The following is a 21,639-nucleotide window of genomic DNA, read 5'->3' on the forward strand; positions in this document are numbered from 1 at the left end:
CCTGGACTTCTGAGAAGTCCAGGGGCTTATTGGCTCCCCGGCTTGGACTCGAACCAAGAACCTGCCGTTCAGGAAGCACACGACCGAGGCCTGCACCGAGGGACGCCACATCATGGATAGTTTCAGTGCGGAAATACCAGGTCAGCTAGTAATAGCTTTCGACACGCCCGGAGCACTCCGCAAGAATCACAATACTCGTTGGGACGAGTTCCCCGGCGATGTTTCGGGTTGATTCGCGTGAGTTGAACGATTCTGCGGGTACCGCAGTCGTCCCCTCCTCCAGTGTCGCAACTGGCCGCCAGGTTGTCGTCGGTCAGTTTCGGTTCAGACCATGTCTCCTGCTGTCGAGCGCAATCTTGAAGTGGCTCTCTGCCGCATCGATTGCCGACGTTGGCGTTGACGGGTCGAACACACGCAGAAGCGAATACCGGAAGGTTGAAGGATCAAGGCCGCGCAGTTCGACGTTGCCACCATGGCTGTTCGTCGCGTACACAGTCCATCGCTGGCGGATGTTCTCTTCGCCATCCGCCTTGCCCACGTAGTGACGCCCGTCGCGAGTGTCAGTGATCAAGTAGATGCCAACCACGGATGAAAGCGCGGTTCGCCACGAGGCGTAGCGGTGCTCGCGCATGACGGCCTGGAGCTGCGCGTAATCGAGGACGAGTCTGTCGAAACCCGGGAACGGCATCGGCTCGGCATCAGCGATACCCATTACCGGGTAGCTGCCTGCCGTACTGGCGCGCATCCACCAGGTCCGCGGCGAACGCCATCCGATGACCAGACGCCCGCGGAGATCTGCCATGTGCTCGGACACGACCATGTCGAAGACTCGGCGCACGCCGTCGTTGGCGACCTCGCCGCGGTTCTCGACAACACCCCACAGGCGCGCTTGGTCGCCACCCTCGCGGATAAAGACCGTCCAGAAGCGAGGCGGGTCAGCCGGGAAGCGCCGTGGGTCCGCCGACTGATTCCGCGTGTACTCCAGGATCTCCCCGTCGGTCGAGTCCGCATGGATGCCTGAGATACCGCTGTCCTCGTGCTCACGCACATAGGCATGGCGGATCACTAGCGCATCCGACAGATCGATGCCTGCGTCGAGCAGGATCGGTCCGAGCGTCAAGGCCATCAGTTCTCGTCCCACTCTCGCCGCTTGTTTGCCATCCAATCGCTTGCACTGCTTGAGATCTTGGTCGCGTCGAGTTGCTGGATGTACTCAAGGAACTCAAGCATGCCGGCCTCCTGATTGTTGCCGTAGTTGTCCGTCGTTGGATACTCCAGGAGCGCATCGATGTCCGCCTGTGTCAGTTCGCCAGCGACCAGCTCGAGCCGCATTAGCATGACATTGCTGTGGTCGTAGGAACGGGTGAAGTCGGCCTCTTGGAGCCACTTCGCCTTCAGCACCTTCCGCACCGATGACGATGCTAGCCCCGCAGGAAGCGTCAGCGCGTCGATCCACTTGCCGCCTTCGAATGCGCGGTAGAAGCGGGTCGCCGAGTAGCCGCGGCGCGTGGCAGTGACGAGCTCCTCGATCTCCTGGATCAGCTCCTCACTGACGTACTTGGTGATCAGGTCGTAGGCAAGACTCGCCAGTGCGATGTAGTGGATTGCGAGATTCGTATCGATCGGCGACGCGGGCGTATGGGCCTTCTCGTTGCGAAGGTGTTGGACTCCGAGGTGCAAGTATCCGATTCCCCGGAAGAAGTCCTTCTCGGCATCGCTTGACGCCGTGGCCTTGCCGAACAGCGCATTCCAGTGCCCCTCGTTCTGAGCGCTGTTGTTGAAGACGTCAGTGGCCTTCTCTTTGCCGGTGATGTCTCGCAGCTTCTCGCGCACCAGCTTGTAGGACTCTTCGACGGCATGGAAGTAGTCCCCCGTCGCGAGGTATCGCTCGATGTGCGAGTAGATGTCCTCGTGGATCTCTATTTGGATCCGGTTCGCGTTGACTGTCGCTTCGGTCGTGAAGCTGGCGGCAGTCTCAGCGTTGGCGACAGGATCTGGCGTAGGTGCCAACTCAACCGCGATCGAGCGTAGCCGAGCGAGCTGGTCGGCGCTCATCTCGATTCCGGAGTTGCCCGCCAGTTGCTTTGCCTCGACGTAGTCAGCGAGAGCGATGAGTGACGTGGCCACCTCGTTGTCGTCGGCATTTTTCCAGAAGGCGCGAAGCCTGTTGGCTTTTGAGTCGCCGAAGCCGGGGTATCGTTCCGCGTCGTAGATGTCGACACTGAGGTCGCGGAAGAAGTTGGCGAACGAGGCATTGCTGAAGTCCAGGACGTATCCGCCAGTCATGGTCAACACCGGCTCAAGGAACGTCTTGTGTGCAACGCTCAGGTTACTCATCTGACTGACTCCGCTTCGTGGTCGCGTCTCCGACGTCGGCATCGCCGCGTCCTTGATCTGGCGTGGACGCGCGGTCGGACAATAGCGCCCCAACGAGAAGCATCGAGATCATCTCGTCAGCAAGCTTGCCGAGTTTGCGAATGTTCCCAAGACCTCCGGCCACCGGCTCTAACCGCTGCTTGACGAATCCGGCATCGATGACGCCCTTCTCATCGGCCTCGAGAGCTTCGACCCGGTCGTCAACCAGGCGTCCGATGATCGTCGTGACCTCATCCTTGGTGAGTGGCTCGAACCCCACCAATGCATCGAACCTCGAATAGAGGGCATCACCGAGCGCGTCGCGGATCTCCTTCTCCGATGCGTAGTTCGATGTGCATACGATGAGCGCCCGACCGACGTCCACGCGGTAGTTCTTGTCCTCGAACGTGCCGCCGTCGAAAAGCTGGTAGAACGCGCTGTGGAACACCGAGTTGGCCTTGTCGAACTCGTCAATCAGGATCACGCCGGACTCGCGGTCCAGCAGATCACGAGCGAAAGAAGCCTCCGCGTGACCGCCTCCGAACACATACGACGCGAACTTGTCGTTGTGAAACATCGAGAACTGTTTGCGCATCAGCGTTCCGCCGAGGAGTCCGTTGATGAACTGAGCTGTCTCCGTCTTGCCGACGCCCGACGGACCGTAGAACATGACGACAGTCGGCTTGTCATTGCTCGCGCGGGTCAGCGGGTAGAGAGCAGCGAGTAGCGACTCCCTGACGCCAGGTTGCCCGACCAGATGTTCTTCGAAACCATCGTTGAACTTCACCAGCGTGTCACGAGTTACAGCCGGATAATCATAGGTCCTTACAGAGAAGGCGCCGTCGTTGACGAACGTCCGTTCGAGATGGGCGTGCACCTGGGCAGGAGGATTGTGAAGGTGCAGCTCCTTCGGCTTCAGGGCTCGGACAAGGCCGGGGAAGTTGGTGATGACGTGCTCGTTGAGGCTTGCGTAATCTCCCGACTCCGCGATCAAACGCTTCGGACGCTTCCAGCGGGCCTTCTCTCGCGGTGTCTCGCCCTCCTGCGGCGGCATAACAACTCGGAGTTCGCGCAGTAGCTCGTCGTGAGCAAAAACAGACTCGAGAAGCCCCTCGGAGTTCTTCTTCCTCGCTTGCGTCTGGAACCATGACAGCGGCCCGTAGTAGACCACTATCTTGGTCTCACTCGACATGCTCTACCCCTGCGAGCAGGACGTCGTATACGTCCAGTAGCCCCGCTTCGTCGCCGTCACCGCTCATTCCCCTAAGAAGCTCCTTCGCCGTTACAGGCGCGGAGTTACTCGGCGACATCTCCGCTTCCATGGTGAGGCTCGACTCCATCGCCCGGCCGACTCTCAACCCGTGAAACACCAGTTCCATTCGACCGAGATCGACCAGGCCATAGTTGTTACGGAACGCTCGGATGTTGAACCGCAAGATACGCTTCTTGCCGTCCGCGCCCTGCCCAAGAAGCTCGTAATAGCCCTTCGCCGACAGTAACGCGCTATCCAGCTCAGCAAGATTGACGGGCAATTCATCGATCTTGAGCATCGCCAAGTATGGCGTGTACATCTTCATGTACGCCGCGGAATCGCTACGCGCAGTGACCGACAGCCCGTCGAGTCGCTCGATGCCCTCCAACTCACCGAGCTTGCTGAGGTAATCGGTCAGGATGGTGTTGGAGAGTGTCTTGTTGAGGATGCTACGTCCGACCGCAGATGCACTCGCGGCGACGCCAGCTTCGGCGGATCCCCCAAAGAAGGGCAGCCAGTTGAACTTTGCAGCGGCCTTCGCGCGAGCCTCGGCTTCCACCTGCGCGGCCCGTTCCTTGGTCAGTTCCTTCGAGGACGTCTCTTTGCCGCCCGCAACGATATCCAGCAGGTCCGATGCTGACTCCTCATCGAAGTAGACAATCTTGATCAACGTCGCGTTCGCCTCATTCTTGGCCGTGCCGGACATCAATCGCTCCCTCCGGCTCCGAGTCCGTAGAAGCGCTCGAAGAAGCGCGTGAGCGCCTCCACGGCCGCCCGCTTGGTTTCGCCATGCCCGCCGTCGGCAGCGAAGCGCGACACTGGCGGGAGGATCTTGGTGATTGCTGTGCCTGTGGTTCGAAGCTGCCCATCCCGGAAGGCCGATTCGATGAACGAGCGCGTCTCTTCTGGGCGCAGTTTCTGTTGAGTGATCAGCGCGTCGAGCTCCGCCATGCGCTTCGCCGCGACGAACGCCTGCCACTGCTCATCGACCGCTCCGGTCACGGAGACGGAGTCCACGAAGTCCTCGACCAAGTCCCGCTTGCTGCGAAGACTCGGGCTGGCATCGACGGCGCGCGCGATCTCTGCCCGGATCTCCTTGTCGTTGCCGTCGCCGAAGCTAGCGCGGTATTTCTCCACTAGCATCAAGATGTAATCGACGTTGATCTCGACCTGCTTGATCAGCTCGATCTCGAACACAACGTCGTCGTTGATCAGTTCCTTGTCCGTGTCGCGGTTCTTGCGGAATTCCGCGTAGAAGTCGAGATAGAGGCTCCGGTAGTCCTGTGCCTGGCCGTCCGTCAACGGATCCTGGCCATCGAAGTCGTCGAAGGACGTCAGGATGTTCTGGAGCCGCAGGATGGCACCGAACAACGCGATGAAGTCTTTCTGCGCCGATTCGCCGATGATCTGCTGGCCGAGCGGGTAGTGCTGGAGGAGTTCCGTGACCTTTTCGAGGTAGTCGCCGTAATAGTCCTGGAACGGCTTCAGCAGTACGACTCCACGGGCGTCCCTGTTGCCGAACAGTTCGAGGGCCGCGTTGGTCGCGTCCTCGAGGTTTCGGAAGGACACGATGTTCCCGTACGTCTTGACGGAGTTCAGGATGCGGTTGGTGCGTGAGTACGCCTGGACGAGCCCGTGCGATCTCAGGTTCTTGTCCACGAACAGCGTGTTCATAGTGGTGGCGTCGAAACCAGTCAGGAACATGTTGACCACGATGACCAGGTCGATCTGGCGGTTCTTCATCCGCTGGGACAAGTCCTTGTAGTAGTTCTGGAACTTGTCGGCGCTGGTGTCGTAGCTCGTGCCGAACATGTCGTTGTAGTCCTGGATCGCATCTTCCAAGAACTCACGGTTGTCCGCCGACAGCGCCTCGGTATCGAACGCCTCATCATCGAGGATGTCCTCATCTGGCGCCTCGTTGGCACCGTAAGAGAAGATGACGCCGACCTTCAGACGCCGGTCCGGTGCCAGATGTTGTTGCTGAATCTGGAAGTGGTTGTAGTACCGGCGCGCCGCATCAATCGAGGCGGTGGCGAACAACGCGTTGAAGCCGCGGACGCGCTTCTTCTCGCGGAGTGCCTCAGCCCTACGGCGGCTGCGAACAGACTCGGTAACGTTGGTCACGACCGAATGCTCGTAGCTGGATGCACGTTTGGTCTTCTGGTCGAAATGCTCCACCGTGTACTTGACAATCTCACTGATGCGACGAGGATCGAGCAACGCCTTTTCGGCATCGATCGACGACACCTGCTTGTCATCAGGGTTCCCGACCTTGACTGTGTTGATGTAGTCAATCCGGAACGGCAGGACGTTCTTGTCGGTAATCGCGTCGACGATCGTGTAGGTGTGCAGCTTGTCGCCGAACGCCTGCTCCGTTGTCTTCAGCCGCGGGTTGCCGCCGCTCCCGGCGTTCGCCGCGAAGATCGGGGTGCCGGTAAAACCAAAGAGGTTGTATCGTTTGAACGCCCTCGTGATGTCAGTGTGCATGTCACCGAACTGGGAACGGTGGCACTCATCGAAGATGATCACGACGTGGCCCGAGTAGATTTCGTGCCCCTTGTTGGCGCGGATGAAGTTCGAGAGCTTCTGGATCGTCGTGATGATGATCCGTGCGTTCGGATCTTCGAGCTGTTTCTTGAGCACCGCCGTCGAGGCGTTGGAGTTCGCGGCACCCTTCTCGAAGCGGTCGTACTCCCGCATCGTCTGGTAGTCGAGATCCTTACGGTCCACAACGAACAGCACCTTATCGACGGTAGAAAGCTTCGACGCCAGCTGGGCGGTCTTGAAGGAGGTCAGGGTCTTCCCCGATCCTGTCGTGTGCCAGACGTACCCGCCGGCATCTACGCTGCCGAGTCGCTTGTAGTTGGTCGCGATGTCGATACGCTGAAGGATCCGCTCGGTCGCGACGATCTGGTACGGCCGCATGACGAGCAGGTCGCGGTCGACCGTGAGCACGCAGTACTTGGTGAGGATGTTGAGCAGCGTGTGCTTCGCGAAGAAGGTCTTCACGAACGCGGTCAGCTCCTGGATCGGCTTGTTATGCGCGTCCGCCCACCACGAGGTGAACTCGAAGCTGTTGCTGGTCTTCTTCTTGGTCCCGGAGCTCTTCTTGCTCTCGTCTAGGTGACGGTTACGCGTCGTGTTGGAGTAGTACTTAGTCAGCGTGCCGTTACTGATCACGAAGAGCTGGACGTACTCGAACAGGCCGGAGCCTGCCCAGAAGCTGTTGCGCTGATAGCGGTTGATCTGGTTGAACGCCTCGCGGATGTCGACGCCGCGGCGCTTGAGTTCGATGTGCACCATCGGCAGGCCGTTCACGAGCACGGTCACGTCGTAGCGGTTGGCGTACTTCGCCCCGCCCTCGTCCTGGCCGATCTCGTACTGGTTAATGACCTGCAGGCGGTTGTTGTGGATGTTCTTCTTATCGATCAGCATCACGTTCTTCGTAGAACCGTCATCGCGCGTCAGCATCTGAACGTGATCCTCCTGAACGCGGATCGTCTTCTCGACGATGCCGTCGTTCTGACTCGCGACCTTGTTCTTGAAGAAGTCATCCCACTCCGCATCGCTGAACCTGATGCTGTTCAGCGCCTCCAACTGGGTGCGTAGGTTCGCGACCAGTTGCGCCTCAGTCGTGATCGGAAGGTACTCGTGTGCCTGCGACTGCAGTTGGCGGATCATCTCACGCTCAAGGTCAGCCTCAGACTGGTACGCCGTCGCCTGAGCGGAGTCGGGGACATACTCCGCAACGACCGTGCTCTCGGCTGAGACGGCGATCGGTTCATACTTGCGTGGGGTCGGGTCGCTCATGCCGCGGCCGCCCATCTGAACGCCTTAAGAAACTCCTGAAACTCGCCCTTAAATGCTTCCTTGTATTCGTCGGCGACATCAAAAGAATCGATATCAGCAAATCGGTCATGGCTGTACAGATTGAGAACCTTCGTCACCAGCGCTGCATTTGGCCCGACTAGCAGGTCACCCCACCCTCCCGTGTGCCCGAGGAAGTTCGCCGTCTTTTCGAGCAGAGCTCGAAACTGATTGAAGTGGACTCGCTCGATCGCATTCGTCGAGATTGCGCCCTGAATATCCTCCACAATGCCAAGGTGATAGCTGAAAGGAGAGTCCTTAGACTGCTTGGCAAGCGTCCATCCGGCGGCTGATCCTCTCGCGAGAACGTACGCTCGGTCACTCTTCCGACGGAGCGAGTTGAACAGCACGTTAAAGAAGAGGGCGTGGTGAGTGGCAATCACGAATTTTAAGTCGATCGCTGACGCTCGCTTAACAAGGTCCGACAACGCGAGCGCCACTGATACAATACGGACATCATCCATGGATGACACAGGATCGTCTATGACTGCAAGCGTTAGCTGGTCATAGCTAGCCGTAGAACGCAGCTCAGGACTGTCGCTAAGCGTCTCAATCGCTTCGCTCAACACAGAGTAGTAGACGCTCCAAACGAATATGCTCTCCTCGGCTCGAGATATCTTGATGCCGTCCGTCGCGCTATCGTCACCCTTGTGTATCCCAAAGCTAATCTCGCCGCTCTCGAAGTCGAGTCTTGGTTCAATTCTGCCGTTGGTAAAAGCTTGGAAATTGTCGATGATGGCACTGTCAAGACCTTGGGTCACGATAGTTTCCAATAGCTCTGACTCTGGATTGATCTTAAGGACGACTCGCTCGTTGTCCCAGGTAAATACGTCCTCAACGAAGGAGTTGTAGAGAACGACGCTACCTGGATCACGATCCTTAAGATGCTGAGCTAGTCGAGTCTTGCCGATTGTGTTTGGGGCGTAAATCAATGCGCTGCGCGAATCGGCAAGGCCTTGCAATACGTCGTCCGCCAAGCTCGTGACTGTTTCATGAAGGCCGGTCATCTAAACAGCCTCTTCAAAGGTCAGTAGCTTGTCACGGTAGTACTCGTACTGCTGGCGGCGGGCAGCAAGCTCGGCGGGAAGACCGATGCTCAGGTCGTTGACCAGCGCATCGAACCGGTCGAGAAGTTCGACCACTCGCCCCTGTTCATGTCGGGAGGGCAGCGGTAACTCGACTGACTTGACGATATCGGCGTTCAAGTTCTTGACCGTACCCGCTCCTGCGCGCCGCTCGAACTCTGCTTGGACTGGCGCTGAGCGCAAGAGGTAGTAAAGATAGTCCGGGACGAACGCATCGCTGAATCCACTGATTGCAAGCCAGCCGTCGTGGATGCACCCCTCGATCTTCGAGATGTAAGGACGTCCAAAGCTCATCGAGTTCGACAGCACGAAGTCACCGGGCTGTACGCGACGGGACTTCGCCGCTCCAGCCGGAGAAACGCGTTGAGCAGTTCCAGTGATGTATTTACCCCCCGCGGGCACATCGCCGATCTTGATCCAGGGAACGCCGTCAGAGGCGCTTGTAATGAATTCCTGAATGGGACGAGGTGATGCGCCGCGAACGATAGATGCAATATCACCCAGACGAACTCGCGAGGCATTAGAAGCGTTGTCGAGGAGAACTCCAGCATAATAGTCGTATTGGTGCCGACGAGCCTCCAGCTCCGCCTCCAGCTCCGCCTCCAGCTGTGTGAACTTATCCAATACTCCCACGATCTCACGTTGTATCTCGAGAGGCGGGACCGGGAATCTAAACTTCTTGAAGCCCGCCATGTCGACGGACGCGAAGCTCGAAACGGTGGTGTTGTTCTTGCACCACTCATCGAGCACGAAACAGTAGTAGTAGATGAACTTGATGTCGAACTGACCCGCGAACTCGTCCTTTAGCGCGAGAGACGTGAACCTCTGGTTCGACAGGTGCGGCACGGTGATCAGCGCGTGCTCGCCAATCGTTGCCGACGTCGCGACGATGATCGAGTTTGCTGGAAACAGTTTGCCGCTCTTCACAGCCGTTTCGGCAATGTGCTGGATCGAGTCCCCGAGCACCTGGCCGTTCTCTCGAATGTCTTCCATGCGGAACCAGGGGATGGTTCCGCCGACCCAATTCGCAGCGACCGACTTGGAGGGCGTATAGCCATTGCGCGTGGTGAAGAGCGCCTGCAACTCCAGGTGCGGCACACCATTGGGGCAATGCTCGCGGATCAGGTCATCAATGCGGCTCACCGGGCGCCCTCCAGATCCGCAACGATGTCGTCAATCGAGACCCGCAGCTCCGCCTGACGTGCGACGATCTGGGAGATCTCGGCGTTCAGCGCGGCGATGTCGACTACCTCGCGGGTGTCCTCGGCCTCGACGTACGAAGAAACGGCGATGTTGTAGTTATTGGCTGCGATGTCCGCGTTCGAGACCAGCGCGGAGTAGTGAGCTTCTTCAACGCGCCCTTCGAGAGTCATCAGGACGTTCTGCTGGTGGTCAGCCGTCAGCTTGTTCTGATTACCGACGCGCTTGAACTCAGACGACGCATCGATGAACAGGACGGAGTTGTCTGTCTTTGACTTCTTGAGCACGATGATGCACGTCGCGATCGTCGTACCGAAGAAGAGGTCCGGTGGTAGCTGGATGACGGCGTCGACGTAGTTGTTGTCGATGAGGTACTGGCGGATCTTCTGCTCCGCTCCCCCGCGGTACAGCACGCCAGGGAACTCGACAATGGCAGCCGTGCCGTTCACGGCGAGCCAGCTCAGGATGTGCATCGTGAAGGCGAGATCAGCCTTCGACTTCGGCGCGAGGACGCCGGCCGGCGCGAAACGCTCATCGTTGATCAGGAGCGGGTTGGCATCGCCATCCCACTTAATCGAGTACGGCGGGTTGGAGACGATCGCCTCGAACGGCTCATCGTCCCAGTGCGCCGGGTCGATAAGCGTGTCGCCATGCGCGAGATTGAACTTCTCATAGTTGATGTCGTGCAGGAACATGTTGATCCGCGCGAGGTTGTAGGTGGTCAGGTTGATTTCCTGGCCGTAGAAGCCCTGACGGACGTTCTCCTTGCCGAGCACCTTGGCGAACTTCAAGAGCAGCGAGCCCGAACCGGCGGCCGGGTCGTAGACCTTGTTGACGGCCGTCTTGCCAATGACCGTGATGCGCGCGAGGAGTTCAGAGACTTCCTGTGGGGTGTAGTACTCGCCACCGGACTTACCTGCGTTCGCCGCGTACATCTGCATCAGGTACTCGTAGGCGTCGCCGAAGAGGTCGATCGAGTTGTCCTGCAGGTCGCCAAGCGGCAAATCGCCGATCGCATCAAGCAGCTTCACGAGCTTCTCATTGCGCTTCGCGACCGTTGCGCCGAGCTTGTTGCTGTTGACATCGAGATCATCGAAAAGACCCTTGAGGTCGTCCTCGCTGTCCGTGCCAAGCGCTGAGCCTTCGATGTTCTTGAAGACTCGCTCGAGCGTCTCATTGAGGTTCTCGTCGCTGGGTGCGCGCCGCCGTACGTTAGCGAAGAGCTCCGACGGCAGGATGTAGAAGCCCTTCTCGGCGACTGTCTCCCGGCGACCGAACTCTGCGGCAGCGTCTGGAAGGCGGGCATAGTCGAACTCGGCATCGCCCGTATCACGCTCACCCTTGTTGATGTACGCCGTCAGGTTCTCGGAGACGAACCGGTAGAAGAGCATGCCGAGCACGTAGGACTTGAAGTCCCATCCATCAACGGATCCGCGCAGATCGTTCGCGATGCGCCAGATGGTCTTGTGCAGCTCGGCGCGCTGCCCCTCTTTGGTGGTCGGTGCCATGTGTATCGTCTCCTGCGCAGCGTGGCGCGATTCGTAGTAGTCACGCTCACACCCAAGGTATCGGTCGATGCCGACACCGAGCAGGAGCGCCTCGGATGGAACATTCCGTCCGGAAGGATTCTTGCGAGGCTCGGCTTTGCCGGATCACAAGATCCCTATGCGGACAGGCGTCTTACGGCGTCGTATTGCCCGACGAGTCCTGCGGTGCATCCTCGGTTGCCTCGACGCCACGGGCCCCGTCCTGCAACTCGTCGGCAGCGACAACTGAGTCAGGAAGCATCTCCCCGTACTCCTCCCGAATGAAAGCCAAGCCTTCGGCAAGTGATGGATCGAACTGGAGAGAGCTCGTTGCGAACTCGAGCCTCCGCTTGTTCTCGTCGATGATGTCCCGCCAGCGACGAACGTACGCCCGCACGAGGGGCTTGCCCTGCTTCTTCTCTGGTTCGAGGAGCAGACCGACCTCACGGTTGGGCTGCTTGATCGAGTTGTCCATCAAGTCGTCGTAGTCAGTGACGACCAAGATGAAGTCCCACACGGCGCGATCGCTAGCGAATGCGGAATTAGCCAGCACCACGTTGACATAGTCCTCGATCTGGTCGCGTTCCACCCGACCAGCCGTGATCCCCGGTGCCTTCAGCTCAATCACCAGGTGCCGCACGCGATCGTGCTGTTGGGCTCTGGCCGCAAGATGCAGGTCGACTCGCCCCGACTTGCCGTCCCATCGCTTAACCGGTTCGACAGCTCCGTCGGGAAGTCCCTCGAGCTTCAGGTGAGTACGGAGCACCTGGGTGAGTCCGCGCTCACTGTTCATGAGGTGGTATTCCTCACCGAAGATCCAGAGCTCATTCTCCAAGATCTTGTGAAGGTGATCACGCTCGCCGAGCTGCTTCGAGTCCGCTGGGTCGAAGAGAAGATGTTCCAGTCCAGCCAGAAACTTGCTACGACTCGTGACGAGGTTCGCGCTTCGTATCACGCCAGCCAGTGTTGTCTCGCTGAGGAGTTTCGTGAGCGCCTGGCGATCCTGTTCAGTGAGCGCTACGTACTCGCTCACTAGAATTGCGAGGTTCTCAGGGTCTGTCCGGAGAGCATCTCGCAGCAGATTGAGCGTGAGCTGCGCGCCGTCCTTGCGTTTCGGGATCTGCGGAACGATCGCGCTGGACACGATGTCGAACACTGCACGCTCCGCCTTGTCAACTTCCGTCACCGGCTCGTCCGCATAGGGATAGATCCCCTTGGTCTTCCACTCCTCGATCTGATCACGTCGTCTCGATCGACGACGAGAGGCGAAGTGGTCACGGATCGCCGCCTTCGTGGCACGCCACACCGCGCCTGCGGGATCTGGGGCCATGTCCGAGAGGCTCAGCGCCGCCAACGACTCGACGTCAAACCCAGGCCATGTGACGTAGGCGGAGAAGGCGGCCTGGTTCTCAAGCTCCGCACCGGAAACCTCGACGGCGAATCGTTCGTCGTCTTCGCCGAAGTACACAGCACGGTGCTTGCCCGTGCGCCACTCGATGATTCGGATCCGGATACTCGTGGCGGGATCGCAATCGAGCGTCGCCTGCATCGTGGTGTCGTCGAGTATCTCGTCCGACGGGTTGAGCACCGCTCCGTCGAACGAAATCGACAGGTGCTCATCGTTGAGAAGCACTGGTGCGAAATGCGAAGTAAGGGTCGTCAGCGTCGATTCACTCTGAAGCAGGTTCAAACTACGGTCTTGTTCGTTGAGAGCGGTGACGACCGTGCCCGTCTTCTGCGCGGTCGACGGCGATACTTCCCAGCCAAATGGATCAGCCTGCTCTGTGGAGCCGACGATCACGACCCGCTCGCGTTCGCCGATGGCATTGATGCTCTCACTCACCCAGGTCACGCGCGAGCCGAGCGCGAACGCCCGGAGACGCCCTTCGCCGAGCTTGCCGTGAAGGCCACGCTTGTCGTTCTTAGATCGTGTTGCGAGGGCTTTCCACGAGCCACCGATGCGCCCGAACGTTGACTGGACCTCGTCCGACGAGATGCCGTGGCCGTCGTCCGTGACCGTCACGCTCTCGATGGCGTCCATGTCGGACAGCGTGAGGTCGATGCGCACGGAATCCGCTTCAGCATCGATTGCGTTCCACACCAATTCCACAACTGCGCGGACAGGGTCGCGCTGACGGGCGTGACGCGTGACAAAATCGCTGGTAGCAGAAAGCGGAAGGTCTCTCACCCGTCTCACTGTAGAGCCAATACTCACCCCGACTGCTTCCGTTCCTTTCGCCTTTTCGAGGAGCACCTTTGAAACGTTCGGCGGTGACTCACCCGTTGAATCGAAAGTCCTTGTACGAGCTCCGTACGTTGAAGCGCCGTCCGTCCTTGCGCCTCTGCAGGAATCCGGCGACGGTATCGGCGTCTTTGGGTCGCATCCCGAGCTCTCGGCATTTGGCGCGCACCTGCTCGACCGTGATCGGCGTCCAACGCTCGGGGCAGTTCATCATGTCCGCCCTGAGCTTGTCCTCCTCGTTCCATTTGAGCCCGGACGAGTACCCGGCCGCCATCGAAGCGACGTACTCGAGGATCCCTTCGACTCCGTTCGGTAGCGGCTCACTCGGGGCTGGGTTCTCTGTCCCGACTCGAGGCGGTACTGTCGCGTCATTGAGAAGCTGGACTGGGTTGGCGTCCTCGATCCATTCGTAAGCTTCCGTCCCGCCGTGCTCGATTACGACGAGGGCGTCTGGTTCGGCATCCCACAACTGGTTAAGGTGCTCGCGGTCCGGCCAGCAGTACACGACTCGCCGGCCTCGGAGCGAGCCGACCGAGAGCCCGCGCCAGGTGTGCTGGTTGACCCCTGGCTGTTTGATGAGGCCCTTCAGGCTGTCGCCGTCGAACTCCTTCTTCGGCGTCACGACGATCACCGGCCCACCCTCCTGGGCGTCGAGCCACCGGAGCGCACGTAGATTCTGGGCTTCGCGGGTGTCGTCTTCAGAGATTCGTGAGATCGCGACCGGGTACTTGCTGGTGTTGGATGACATTGGTTCCTCCGGGCTCGGGTGCTGTGCCGCGATGCTACGCGGGGCTGCAGACATCGCCACGGGACATCATCGAGATCAGCGTGCACAACTGGAGCGGCAAGCCGCGCCCGTCAGCCGAGCGGTGCGAAGAGTACAACCACCGCGACGTGGTCACCTCCGAGAAGTTCGTCACGGGGGCCCATACCGCGGACGTCAGACGCCAGCACGCCGAGGACGTTGCCCGAGCAGAGCGCGAAGTAGCCAGAGCCGAAAGGGGCTCTTCGGACGTACGGTGCGGGTCAGGTGAGTCCCCAGTCAGGTGTTGTCAGGAGAATCGGCCCCCGTGCAGCACGATCTCGTAGGGCGAATTCGCCCTACACTTGGGCGATGCTAATCGATCAGCTGATCCGGCTTCGACATCATCGATGTCTTCCCGCGACGATCCTTGGCGCCCGCACGGGTATCGACGCAAGCGCCATCTACGCATACGAGCATGGTCGTCGGGACCCCCGAGTATCGACAGCCGAGGCATGGGCGCGCGGACTCGGCGCCCGGCTCCTTGTGGTGGAGACACATGGCCGCACGAGCGCGGCAGAGACAGCAGCCCAGATCCGGCACCACCTCAGGGACGGCGACCGCAACGCGGCCGCACAGGCGCTCCTCCAGCTTGCGAGCACTCTCCGCGCCAGCGACGTCCTCACTCTAGCTGCCCTGACTGTCGACGAGCCAGAACCGCAAGAAGACGGATGGACGTGGGCGGTAGCCGGCCTCGTCGAGTATGTGACCGCCCGTCGTGGCATCCCGACGCCACATTGGGTAACCGAAACCTCCGGGGATCCGACCGCCCGATGGGACCCCTGGGCGACGGAACTGATAGACCTCGTCGATGTCGACAAGGTGCCCGAGCCGCTGCGCCGCCGAGGCGTTCTCATCGAAGCCGGCGAACTCGAATCGGCATGATTCGCCGGAGCGGTGAGCTGCGGACTCTGCGTACGCCATGCCCGGCGGCACTACTCGACGCTCTGGCCTTGGCTCAAGACGAACTCCCGGACGGACGTAGCTGTCCACCGAAGATGCTTGCCGATCTTGATCGGAGCCGGCCCGGTATCAGCCTGACGCCACGCCTCGATCGTTCGAGGCGAAACGCCGAAGTACTCCGCCACGTCCTCCTTGGTCAGCAACGTCGGAAGATCAGCCGCCGCGAGCCGGTCGGTGCGGCCTGAATCGGACACATCATGCACAGTCATGAGGCCACCTAATCAGGCAGGCCGCACACGGCATAGTGTTAACGCGTATCAACGCGTAGACCACTCAGGAACCGGCTGTTTTCGGTGAGTTTAAGGTGAGTTGGAGCGACTTTCACACGAGTGTTCGGAATAGCCAAATGGCCCCCGATCCCTTGAAAATACTGGGATCGGGGGCCACACGTTGGCTCCCCGGCTTGGACTCGAACCAAGAACCTGCCGGTTAACAGCCGGCTGCTCTGCCAATTGAGCTACCGAGGAATGTGCTCCGCTGCGCGGGCAACTCCTCAACCTTAGCAAACTCGGAGCCCTGCTCGTGACACGAGCCGCCCCTCGGGCGTGTCGATCCGGCACTCCCTCACGGCTGGGAGTCGGCCTCGGCGTTCGGCGCCCAGAGGAGGTCCTTGCCGACGCCGCGAGCGACCACGTGACCGCCTTTGAGCATCAAGGTCTCAGCATTCAGCTCGCGGATGAAGTCGGCGTCGTTCGTGACGAGCAGCGCCCCCATCCCGTCCTCCTTGCGCCGACGGGTGATCGCATCGAACACGACGGGGCGAACCTCGAGGTCGAGGTTCGCGAGGATCTCATCGGCGATGAGAACGCGAGGCTCCAGTACGAAGGAACGGGCGATCGCGACTCTCTGCCGCATGCCGGCGCTGAGCTCGTAGGGGAATCGATCAGCGGTGCCGAGCGGGAGGTGCAGCTCGTCGAGCAGCGTCGCCACGCGGATCGACAGCGCCTTGGTGTTCACGCGCTTCTCGCGCAGCAGGATCGGCTCGGCGATGACCTCCTGCACGGTCAGGCGGGGTGGAAGGTCTGCACCTGCCCCCTGCGGCACGAAACCCGTGCGGTAGGTCAGCAGTCGATGTTTGCGCCCGGGCCGCCGGACGTCGACTCCGCACACGTGCGCACTTCCGCCCGAGACCTTGACCGACGGATCGGTGGATCCTGCGAGCGCGAGCACCAGCGAGGACTTTCCCGATCCTGTGGGGCCGGCGACGCAGATCAGCCCGCCCGGCGAGAGTGCGAACGTCACTCCGTCCACCGCACGGGTCGCCCCGCCGTGACCGACGCGGTCGATCACGAGGTCGGAGCAATCGATCGCGGTATGGGGGTCGTGCCTACGGGACATGAATCCATCCTCTCCCGGCCACCGACGGCCGGGCGGTTACGACTCGGCCGAGAATCGCTGCCGTTCGGCGTCGAGATCCCGCAATCGCATGCGCAGCGCCCGTCCTCCCGGCGAGTCCGCCGGCACGCGCTGCACGGCGCTGAGCAACTCCTGTTTCTCGTGCTCGATCCCGCGCAGCACCAGACGGCGGGCGAGGTCCGTGGCCGACGCGACGGCTCCGGCCTCATCGCGTGCGGGGAACGGCATCATCAGCAGCTCCCCCGCGACGCCACGGTACGGCTCACGCACCGCGTTGACGGCATCCGTCGCCCACCCGGCGCGGGTGCGGTCCGCGGATGCCGCGACCGCCTCGCGCACCGCGTCGAGCGCCGGCGTGCGGAACGCTGCGCTGAGTGCGCGTTCGAGGAGCGCCTGATCTATGCGGTGCCCGTACTGCAGGGCTCCCATCAGAGCGTCCCGCTCGATCGCGACATCGGCCGTGCGCGGAAGCCCGGCCAGCGTCACCGGTGCGAGCGCTCCTCCCTCGTCAGGAACCGGGGTCGGCTCGGAACGGAAGGGAGTCGCAGCCTGAGCGCCGCGCCGCGCCGCGCGCTCGACCTCGCCGTGCACCTCGGTGGGGTCCATCCCCAGGCGACGTGCGAGCACGCGCTCGTAGCCAGGGCGGAGCAGGGTGTCACGGATCTCGGCGACGATCGGAGCCGCGGCGCGCAGCGCCCCGACCCGGCCCTCGACGGTCGCCAGATCGAAGCCCGAGATCTTCCGGTCGAGGGCGAACTCGAACATCGGGACCTTGCCGTCCATCAGACCGCGGACGGCGGCATCCCCGCGCTGCAGACGCAGATCGCAGGGGTCCAGCCCATCAGGAGCCACGGCGACGAATGTCTGCGCGTTGAAGCGATCGTCCTCCGTGAACGCCCGCAGCGCGGCCTTCTGCCCGGCTTCATCGCCGTCGAAGGTGAACACGACCTCGCCGGAGGCGTTGTCGTCGCCCATGACCCGGCGGAGCACCTTGATGTGGTCGGTGCCGAATGCGGTGCCGCAGGTCGCGATCGCGGTCGTGAGCCCTGCCAGGTGGCACGCCATGACGTCGGTGTACCCCTCGACCACGACGACGCGACGGGGGTCCCCGCGCGCGATGTCCTTCTTCGCGAGGTCGAGGCCGTACAGCACCTGCGCCTTCTTGTAGATCGGCGTCTCCGGGGTGTTCAGGTATTTGGGGCCCTGATCTTCGTCGAAGAGCTTGCGGGCGCCGAAGCCGATCGTCTGACCGGAGACGTCACGGATCGGCCACACGAGACGTCCGCGGAAGCGGTCGTAGACGCCGCGCTGCCCCGTGGACACGAGTCCGGCGGTGGCGAGCTCCTCCCGGGTGAAGCCCTGTGCGGTCAGCGCCTTGAGCATGCCGTCCCAGCCGCGGGGCGCGAACCCCACACCGAAATGCGCTGCGGCCCCCGCATCGAAGCCCCGCTCGCCGAGGAAGCGTCGGCCGATCTCCGCATCCGGCGAGAGCAGCTGCGAACGGAAGAACTCGGCCGCAGCGGTGTTCGCGGCGTACAGGCGGGTGCGTCCGCTGGTCTCCGGCGCTGCTCCCCCGTCTTCGTAGTGCAGTGTGTAGCCGATGCGGCCGGCGAGGCGTTCGACGGCCTCGGTGAAGCTCACGTGGTCCATCTCGCGGAGGAACGAGTACACGTCGCCGGACTCGCCGCAGCCGAAGCAGTGGTAGTAACCGACCTGCGGCCGGACGTGGAAGCTCGGGCTCTTCTCGTCATGGAAGGGGCAGAGGCCCTTCAACGATCCGACGCCGGCGGACTTCAGCGCGACGCGCTCTCCCACGATGTCGGCGATGTTCGTTCGCGCCTTGACCTCATCGACATCGGCCTGACGGATGCGGGGCATTCAGCCCACCTCGACGGCGGCCGCCTGCCGATCCGCGCCGACGGCGCGGCGGGCACCGGGACGAGCATGGCGCGGCGTCCAGATGCCGACCTCTGCCGGATCGATCTCCCCGACGAGGCGGTTGTGCCAGTCGATGGCGCTCTGGTCTGTGAGGCTGGCGATCTGATCGACGACGACCCTGGCGCGCTCGGCATCCGTCTCGGACGCGACGAAGTCGGCGGCGAAGGCGGGCTCGAGCACATCGGCACCGGCCGACCACATCGCGTCGGTCGACCACAGCGCATCGGCGAGGCGGGTGAGGACTCGACGCTGCTCCTTATAGACGCCCTTGCGGGCGTCTATCGTGACGATCGCCTGCCCCATGATGCCCTTGAGCACGGCGATCTCGACCTCGATCACCCGCGGCACGACGACGTGGGCGTTGTAACGGACGAGCGCAGACCCCGGGTAGGCCTCGCGCGTCGCCGACACCGCAGCACGGGCGAACCGGCCGATGAAATCGCTGGTGAGGTTCTTCAGGCGGGCGAGATCCTGCCGGGAGCGGTCGAACGAGCGCAGCCACATGGGCTGGCTCGCCAGACGGTAGAGCGCATCGGCGAGTTCGTCGCGGGTGAAGTCGTAGCCGACCCACTGCTGGATGCGATCGATCAGGGCCTCGTGCTCGTGCGGGTCCGAGAGCTGCGCGACGTCGACGTAGCCGTTGACGATCGCGTCCTCGAAGTCGTGCACGGAGTATCCGATGTCGTCGGAGAGGTCCATGATCTCCGCTTCGATGCAGCGCAGGCGCCCTGGAGCCCCCTCGCGCATCCAGCGGAACACGGCCTCGTCCTCCGGGTAGACCCCGAACTTCAGTCGTCCGCCGGGGTCGGGAACCGGGCTGTCGACCGTCCACGGGTACTTGCACGTCGCGTCGAGGCTGGCGCGCGTGAGGTTGAGTCCGACGGAGCGGTCGTCCGAGTCGAGCACCTTCGCCTCGAGACGCGTGAGGATCCGCAGCGATTGCGCGTTGCCTTCGAAGCCTCCGATGTCCGCCGCCCACTCGTTCAGCGCACGCTCGCCGTTGTGCCCGAACGGAGGGTGACCGAGGTCATGGCTGAGGCATGCGGTGTCGACGACATCGGCGGAGACGCCGAGCGCGGTCGCGAGTTCACGACCCACCTGTGCGACCTCGAGCGAGTGCGTCAGTCTGTTGCGGGCGAAGTCGGCCGTGCTCGCCGGGCTGAGCACCTGCGTCTTCGCGGCGAGCCGACGGAGGGCTGCCGAGTGCAGCACCCGCGCCCTGTCCCGCGCGAAGTCGTCACGTTCTGAGCGGTGCGTCTCCGCGAAGAAGCGCTCGGCATCGCGCGGATCGTACCCGTCGCTTCGATGTCCGGATGCCGCCACCTCAGCCACCGCTGTTCTCGATCTCCGCGCCGCGCATCATCTCGGAGGTCGACTCGCCGATCTCGCGGGACTCGAGCCACTTGTCCGGCAGCGACGTGCGCTTGGGGCGCCCCGCTCGTCCACGCTGACCCTCGGCATCCGCACCCGGGTACGGGGCGTCGCGGTCGAGCTGGCCGAGCAGGTCGTCGATCTGCTGGAGGCTCGACGACATCGCGAGCCCGGTGCGCACGTCGCCGCCGACCGGGTAGCCCTTGAAGTACCAGGCGACGTGCTTGCGGACGTCGCGGCATCCGTGGTCCTCGTCGTCGAAGAACTCGACGAGCAGTTCGGCATGACGTCGGAACGCGTCGGCGACGAACCCGAGGGTCGCGTCCACGGGCGTCGACTCGGCGCCGAACGCGGCAGCCAGGTCGCCGAAGAGCCACGGGCGGCCGAGGCAGCCCCGCCCGACGACGACGCCGTCGCAGTCGGTCTGCTCCATCATCCGCACGGCGTCGTCGGCCGACCAGATGTCGCCGTTGCCGAGCACGGGAATGCTGGTGACCGCCTGCTTGAGCTCACCGATCGCGTTCCAGTCGGCGTGGCCGGAGTAGTACTCGCCCGCGGTGCGCGCATGCAGTGCGACCGCTGCAGCACCCGCGTCCTCCGCCGCACGACCGGCCTCGAGGAAGGTGAGGTGGTCGTGGTCGATGCCCTTGCGCATCTTGACCGTGAGCGGCAGATGCTCGGCGGCCTCGACGGCCTGGGTGACGATGTCGGCGAACAGCTTGCTCTTCCAGGGCAGCGCCGCCCCGCCGCCGCGGCGGGTGACCTTGGGCACCGGGCACCCGAAGTTCAGGTCGATGTGGTCGGCGTGGTCCTCGGCGACGATGATGCGCACGGCGTCCGCGATGGTCTTCGGATCCACGCCGTAGAGCTGGATCGACCGCGGCGTCTCGGACTCGTGATGGCGGATGAGACGCATGGTGCTCTCGTTGCGCTCGACGAGCGCACGCGAGGTGATCATCTCGCTGACGTAGAGGCCGGCTCCATACTCCCGGCACAGCCGGCGGAACGCGGTGTTGGTGATGCCGGCCATCGGCGCGAGCACGACGGGGACGTCGAGGTCGATGGGGCCGATGCGGAGCGGGCGTGCGGGGGCGGAGGCGACAGTCATGACGTTCCCATTCTCCCAGACCGGAGCCGACGCAGGCGCATCGATCTAAGCTGTGGATATGACCGACTCCCCCGTGCGCAGCATCCCCTTCACCGACGCTCAGGGAACGGAGAAGACGCTCGATGATCTCGGCGCCGACGTCGTCCTCGTCGTCAACGTCGCGTCGAAGTGCGGCCTCACTCCGCAGTACGAGCAGCTCGAGGAGCTGCAGCGTCTGTACGCCGACCGCGGCTTCAGCGTCGTCGGCTTCCCCTGCAACCAGTTCTTCGGCCAGGAGCCGGGTTCGGTCGAGCAGATCCTCGAGTTCTGCTCCACGACCTACGGCGTCACGTTCCCGATCACCGACAAGGTCAAGGTGAACGGCAAGAACGCGGCCGACCTCTACAAGGAGCTCAAGCAGACTCCGGATGCCGGTGGCAAGGCGGGGCGCGTGGAGTGGAACTTCGAGAAGTTCCTCGTGTCTCCCGACGGCTCTGTGCAGCGTTTCCGTCCGAAGCAGAAGCCCAACGATCCCGAGATCGTCGAGGCGATCGAGGCGGCCCTCACCCGCTGAGACTCGGGCCGCCGTCGACCG

The 21,639-nt window shown here is 62.3% G+C and carries 17 protein-coding genes and 1 tRNA gene; 2 read left to right on the top strand and 16 right to left on the bottom strand.

The genetic code is table 11. From position 1 onward, the window contains the following. Positions 1–313: 313 nt before the first annotated feature. From ACI3KS_RS02300 to ACI3KS_RS02345, 10 genes are all read right to left on the bottom strand, one after another. Positions 314–1,126, bottom strand: coding sequence for a GIY-YIG nuclease family protein (locus tag ACI3KS_RS02300; RefSeq protein ID WP_404914777.1), 813 nt, complete (start codon positions 1,124–1,126; stop codon positions 314–316). Then, complete coding sequence (locus tag ACI3KS_RS02305) at positions 1,126–2,337, bottom strand: TIGR02391 family protein (protein ID WP_404914779.1); 1,212 nt, start codon at positions 2,335–2,337, stop codon at positions 1,126–1,128. The genes ACI3KS_RS02300 and ACI3KS_RS02305 overlap by 1 nt, the downstream gene beginning before the upstream one ends. Further along, positions 2,330–3,547 carry an AAA family ATPase gene (locus tag ACI3KS_RS02310; RefSeq protein ID WP_404914781.1) on the bottom strand — a complete coding sequence of 406 codons (1,218 nt, stop codon included), beginning with the start codon at positions 3,545–3,547 and terminating at the stop codon, positions 2,330–2,332. Before ACI3KS_RS02310 ends, ACI3KS_RS02305 begins: the two co-directional genes overlap by 8 nt. Further along, on the bottom strand, positions 3,537–4,313 hold the full coding sequence (locus ACI3KS_RS02315) for a DUF6414 family protein (RefSeq protein ID WP_404914783.1): 777 nt from the start codon (positions 4,311–4,313) through the stop codon (positions 3,537–3,539). The genes ACI3KS_RS02310 and ACI3KS_RS02315 overlap by 11 nt, the downstream gene beginning before the upstream one ends. Next, positions 4,313–7,417 carry a type I restriction endonuclease subunit R gene (locus tag ACI3KS_RS02320; protein ID WP_404914785.1) on the bottom strand — a complete coding sequence of 1,035 codons (3,105 nt, stop codon included), beginning with the start codon at positions 7,415–7,417 and terminating at the stop codon, positions 4,313–4,315. Before ACI3KS_RS02320 ends, ACI3KS_RS02315 begins: the two co-directional genes overlap by 1 nt. Then, positions 7,414–8,481, bottom strand: a complete 1,068-nt coding sequence (locus tag ACI3KS_RS02325; protein WP_404914787.1) for a hypothetical protein — start codon at positions 8,479–8,481, stop codon at positions 7,414–7,416. Before ACI3KS_RS02325 ends, ACI3KS_RS02320 begins: the two co-directional genes overlap by 4 nt. Beyond that, the gene (locus ACI3KS_RS02330) at positions 8,482–9,702 is read right to left on the bottom strand and encodes a restriction endonuclease subunit S (protein ID WP_404914789.1); all 1,221 of its coding nucleotides are present in this window, start codon (positions 9,700–9,702) and stop codon (positions 8,482–8,484) included. Then, positions 9,699–11,267 (bottom strand): type I restriction-modification system subunit M, encoded by a 1,569-nt coding sequence (locus tag ACI3KS_RS02335; protein ID WP_404914791.1) that lies wholly within the window; start codon positions 11,265–11,267, stop codon positions 9,699–9,701. The genes ACI3KS_RS02330 and ACI3KS_RS02335 overlap by 4 nt, the downstream gene beginning before the upstream one ends. Positions 11,268–11,439: 172 nt before the next feature. Next, positions 11,440–13,473 (bottom strand): ATP-binding protein, encoded by a 2,034-nt coding sequence (locus ACI3KS_RS02340; protein WP_404914793.1) that lies wholly within the window; start codon positions 13,471–13,473, stop codon positions 11,440–11,442. A gap of 88 nt (positions 13,474–13,561) precedes the next feature. After that, positions 13,562–14,275 (bottom strand): hypothetical protein, encoded by a 714-nt coding sequence (locus ACI3KS_RS02345; protein ID WP_404914795.1) that lies wholly within the window; start codon positions 14,273–14,275, stop codon positions 13,562–13,564. A gap of 366 nt (positions 14,276–14,641) precedes the next feature. Here ACI3KS_RS02345 and ACI3KS_RS02350 point away from each other — a divergent pair, with 366 nt between their 5' ends. Beyond that, positions 14,642–15,214: a helix-turn-helix domain-containing protein gene (locus ACI3KS_RS02350; protein WP_404914797.1), complete on the top strand. Its 573-nt coding sequence runs from the start codon at positions 14,642–14,644 to the stop codon at positions 15,212–15,214. A 50-nt stretch (positions 15,215–15,264) separates the two neighbouring features. On the opposite strand, the gene ACI3KS_RS02355 is transcribed toward ACI3KS_RS02350, so the two are convergent. The 6 genes from ACI3KS_RS02355 to dusB all read right to left on the bottom strand — a co-directional run bounded on the left by ACI3KS_RS02355 (position 15,265) and on the right by dusB (position 21,065). Next, a complete protein-coding gene (locus ACI3KS_RS02355; protein WP_404914799.1) occupies positions 15,265–15,501 on the bottom strand; it encodes a helix-turn-helix transcriptional regulator in 237 nt (78 codons plus the stop codon). A 182-nt stretch (positions 15,502–15,683) separates the two neighbouring features. Continuing rightward, positions 15,684–15,759: transfer RNA gene (locus ACI3KS_RS02360), tRNA-Asn, on the bottom strand. A 97-nt stretch (positions 15,760–15,856) separates the two neighbouring features. Continuing rightward, positions 15,857–16,630 (bottom strand): ATP-binding cassette domain-containing protein, encoded by a 774-nt coding sequence (locus ACI3KS_RS02365; protein ID WP_404914801.1) that lies wholly within the window; start codon positions 16,628–16,630, stop codon positions 15,857–15,859. Between the two features lie 36 nt (positions 16,631–16,666). Next, the gene (gene dnaG, locus ACI3KS_RS02370; protein ID WP_404914802.1) at positions 16,667–18,526 is read right to left on the bottom strand and encodes a DNA primase; all 1,860 of its coding nucleotides are present in this window, start codon (positions 18,524–18,526) and stop codon (positions 16,667–16,669) included. Then, positions 18,527–19,909, bottom strand: a complete 1,383-nt coding sequence (locus ACI3KS_RS02375; protein WP_404914905.1) for a deoxyguanosinetriphosphate triphosphohydrolase — start codon at positions 19,907–19,909, stop codon at positions 18,527–18,529. A 1-nt stretch (position 19,910) separates the two neighbouring features. Next, positions 19,911–21,065 carry a tRNA dihydrouridine synthase DusB gene (gene dusB, locus ACI3KS_RS02380; protein ID WP_404914804.1) on the bottom strand — a complete coding sequence of 385 codons (1,155 nt, stop codon included), beginning with the start codon at positions 21,063–21,065 and terminating at the stop codon, positions 19,911–19,913. Positions 21,066–21,123: 58 nt separating this feature from the next. Between dusB and ACI3KS_RS02385 the strand changes: the two genes are divergently transcribed. Then, entirely contained in the window at positions 21,124–21,618 is a 495-nt protein-coding gene (locus ACI3KS_RS02385; RefSeq protein ID WP_404914806.1) for a glutathione peroxidase, read from the top strand. Positions 21,619–21,639: the final 21 nt, after the last annotated feature.

It is taken from the genome of Microbacterium sp. ZW T5_45, from assembly GCF_044987415.1.
Classification (GTDB): domain Bacteria; phylum Actinomycetota; class Actinomycetes; order Actinomycetales; family Microbacteriaceae; genus Microbacterium.

What these genes read in the sequence shown, in the direction of transcription:
- ACI3KS_RS02300 (WP_404914777.1), bottom strand. Translation starts at nt 1,126, where the DNA reads ATGGCCTTGACGCTCGGACCGATCCTGCTCGACGCAGGCATCGATCTG.
- ACI3KS_RS02305 (WP_404914779.1), bottom strand. Translation starts at nt 2,337, where the DNA reads ATGAGTAACCTGAGCGTTGCACACAAGACGTTCCTTGAGCCGGTGTTG.
- ACI3KS_RS02310 (WP_404914781.1), bottom strand. Translation starts at nt 3,547, where the DNA reads ATGTCGAGTGAGACCAAGATAGTGGTCTACTACGGGCCGCTGTCATGG.
- ACI3KS_RS02315 (WP_404914783.1), bottom strand. Translation starts at nt 4,313, where the DNA reads ATGTCCGGCACGGCCAAGAATGAGGCGAACGCGACGTTGATCAAGATT.
- ACI3KS_RS02320 (WP_404914785.1), bottom strand. Translation starts at nt 7,417, where the DNA reads ATGAGCGACCCGACCCCACGCAAGTATGAACCGATCGCCGTCTCAGCC.
- ACI3KS_RS02325 (WP_404914787.1), bottom strand. Translation starts at nt 8,481, where the DNA reads ATGACCGGCCTTCATGAAACAGTCACGAGCTTGGCGGACGACGTATTG.
- ACI3KS_RS02335 (WP_404914791.1), bottom strand. Translation starts at nt 11,267, where the DNA reads ATGGCACCGACCACCAAAGAGGGGCAGCGCGCCGAGCTGCACAAGACC.
- ACI3KS_RS02345 (WP_404914795.1), bottom strand. Translation starts at nt 14,275, where the DNA reads ATGTCATCCAACACCAGCAAGTACCCGGTCGCGATCTCACGAATCTCT.
- ACI3KS_RS02350 (WP_404914797.1), top strand. Translation starts at nt 14,642, where the DNA reads ATGCTAATCGATCAGCTGATCCGGCTTCGACATCATCGATGTCTTCCC.
- ACI3KS_RS02355 (WP_404914799.1), bottom strand. Translation starts at nt 15,501, where the DNA reads ATGACTGTGCATGATGTGTCCGATTCAGGCCGCACCGACCGGCTCGCG.
- ACI3KS_RS02365 (WP_404914801.1), bottom strand. Translation starts at nt 16,630, where the DNA reads ATGTCCCGTAGGCACGACCCCCATACCGCGATCGATTGCTCCGACCTC.
- dnaG (WP_404914802.1), bottom strand. Translation starts at nt 18,526, where the DNA reads ATGCCCCGCATCCGTCAGGCCGATGTCGATGAGGTCAAGGCGCGAACG.
- dusB (WP_404914804.1), bottom strand. Translation starts at nt 21,065, where the DNA reads ATGACTGTCGCCTCCGCCCCCGCACGCCCGCTCCGCATCGGCCCCATC.
- ACI3KS_RS02385 (WP_404914806.1), top strand. Translation starts at nt 21,124, where the DNA reads ATGACCGACTCCCCCGTGCGCAGCATCCCCTTCACCGACGCTCAGGGA.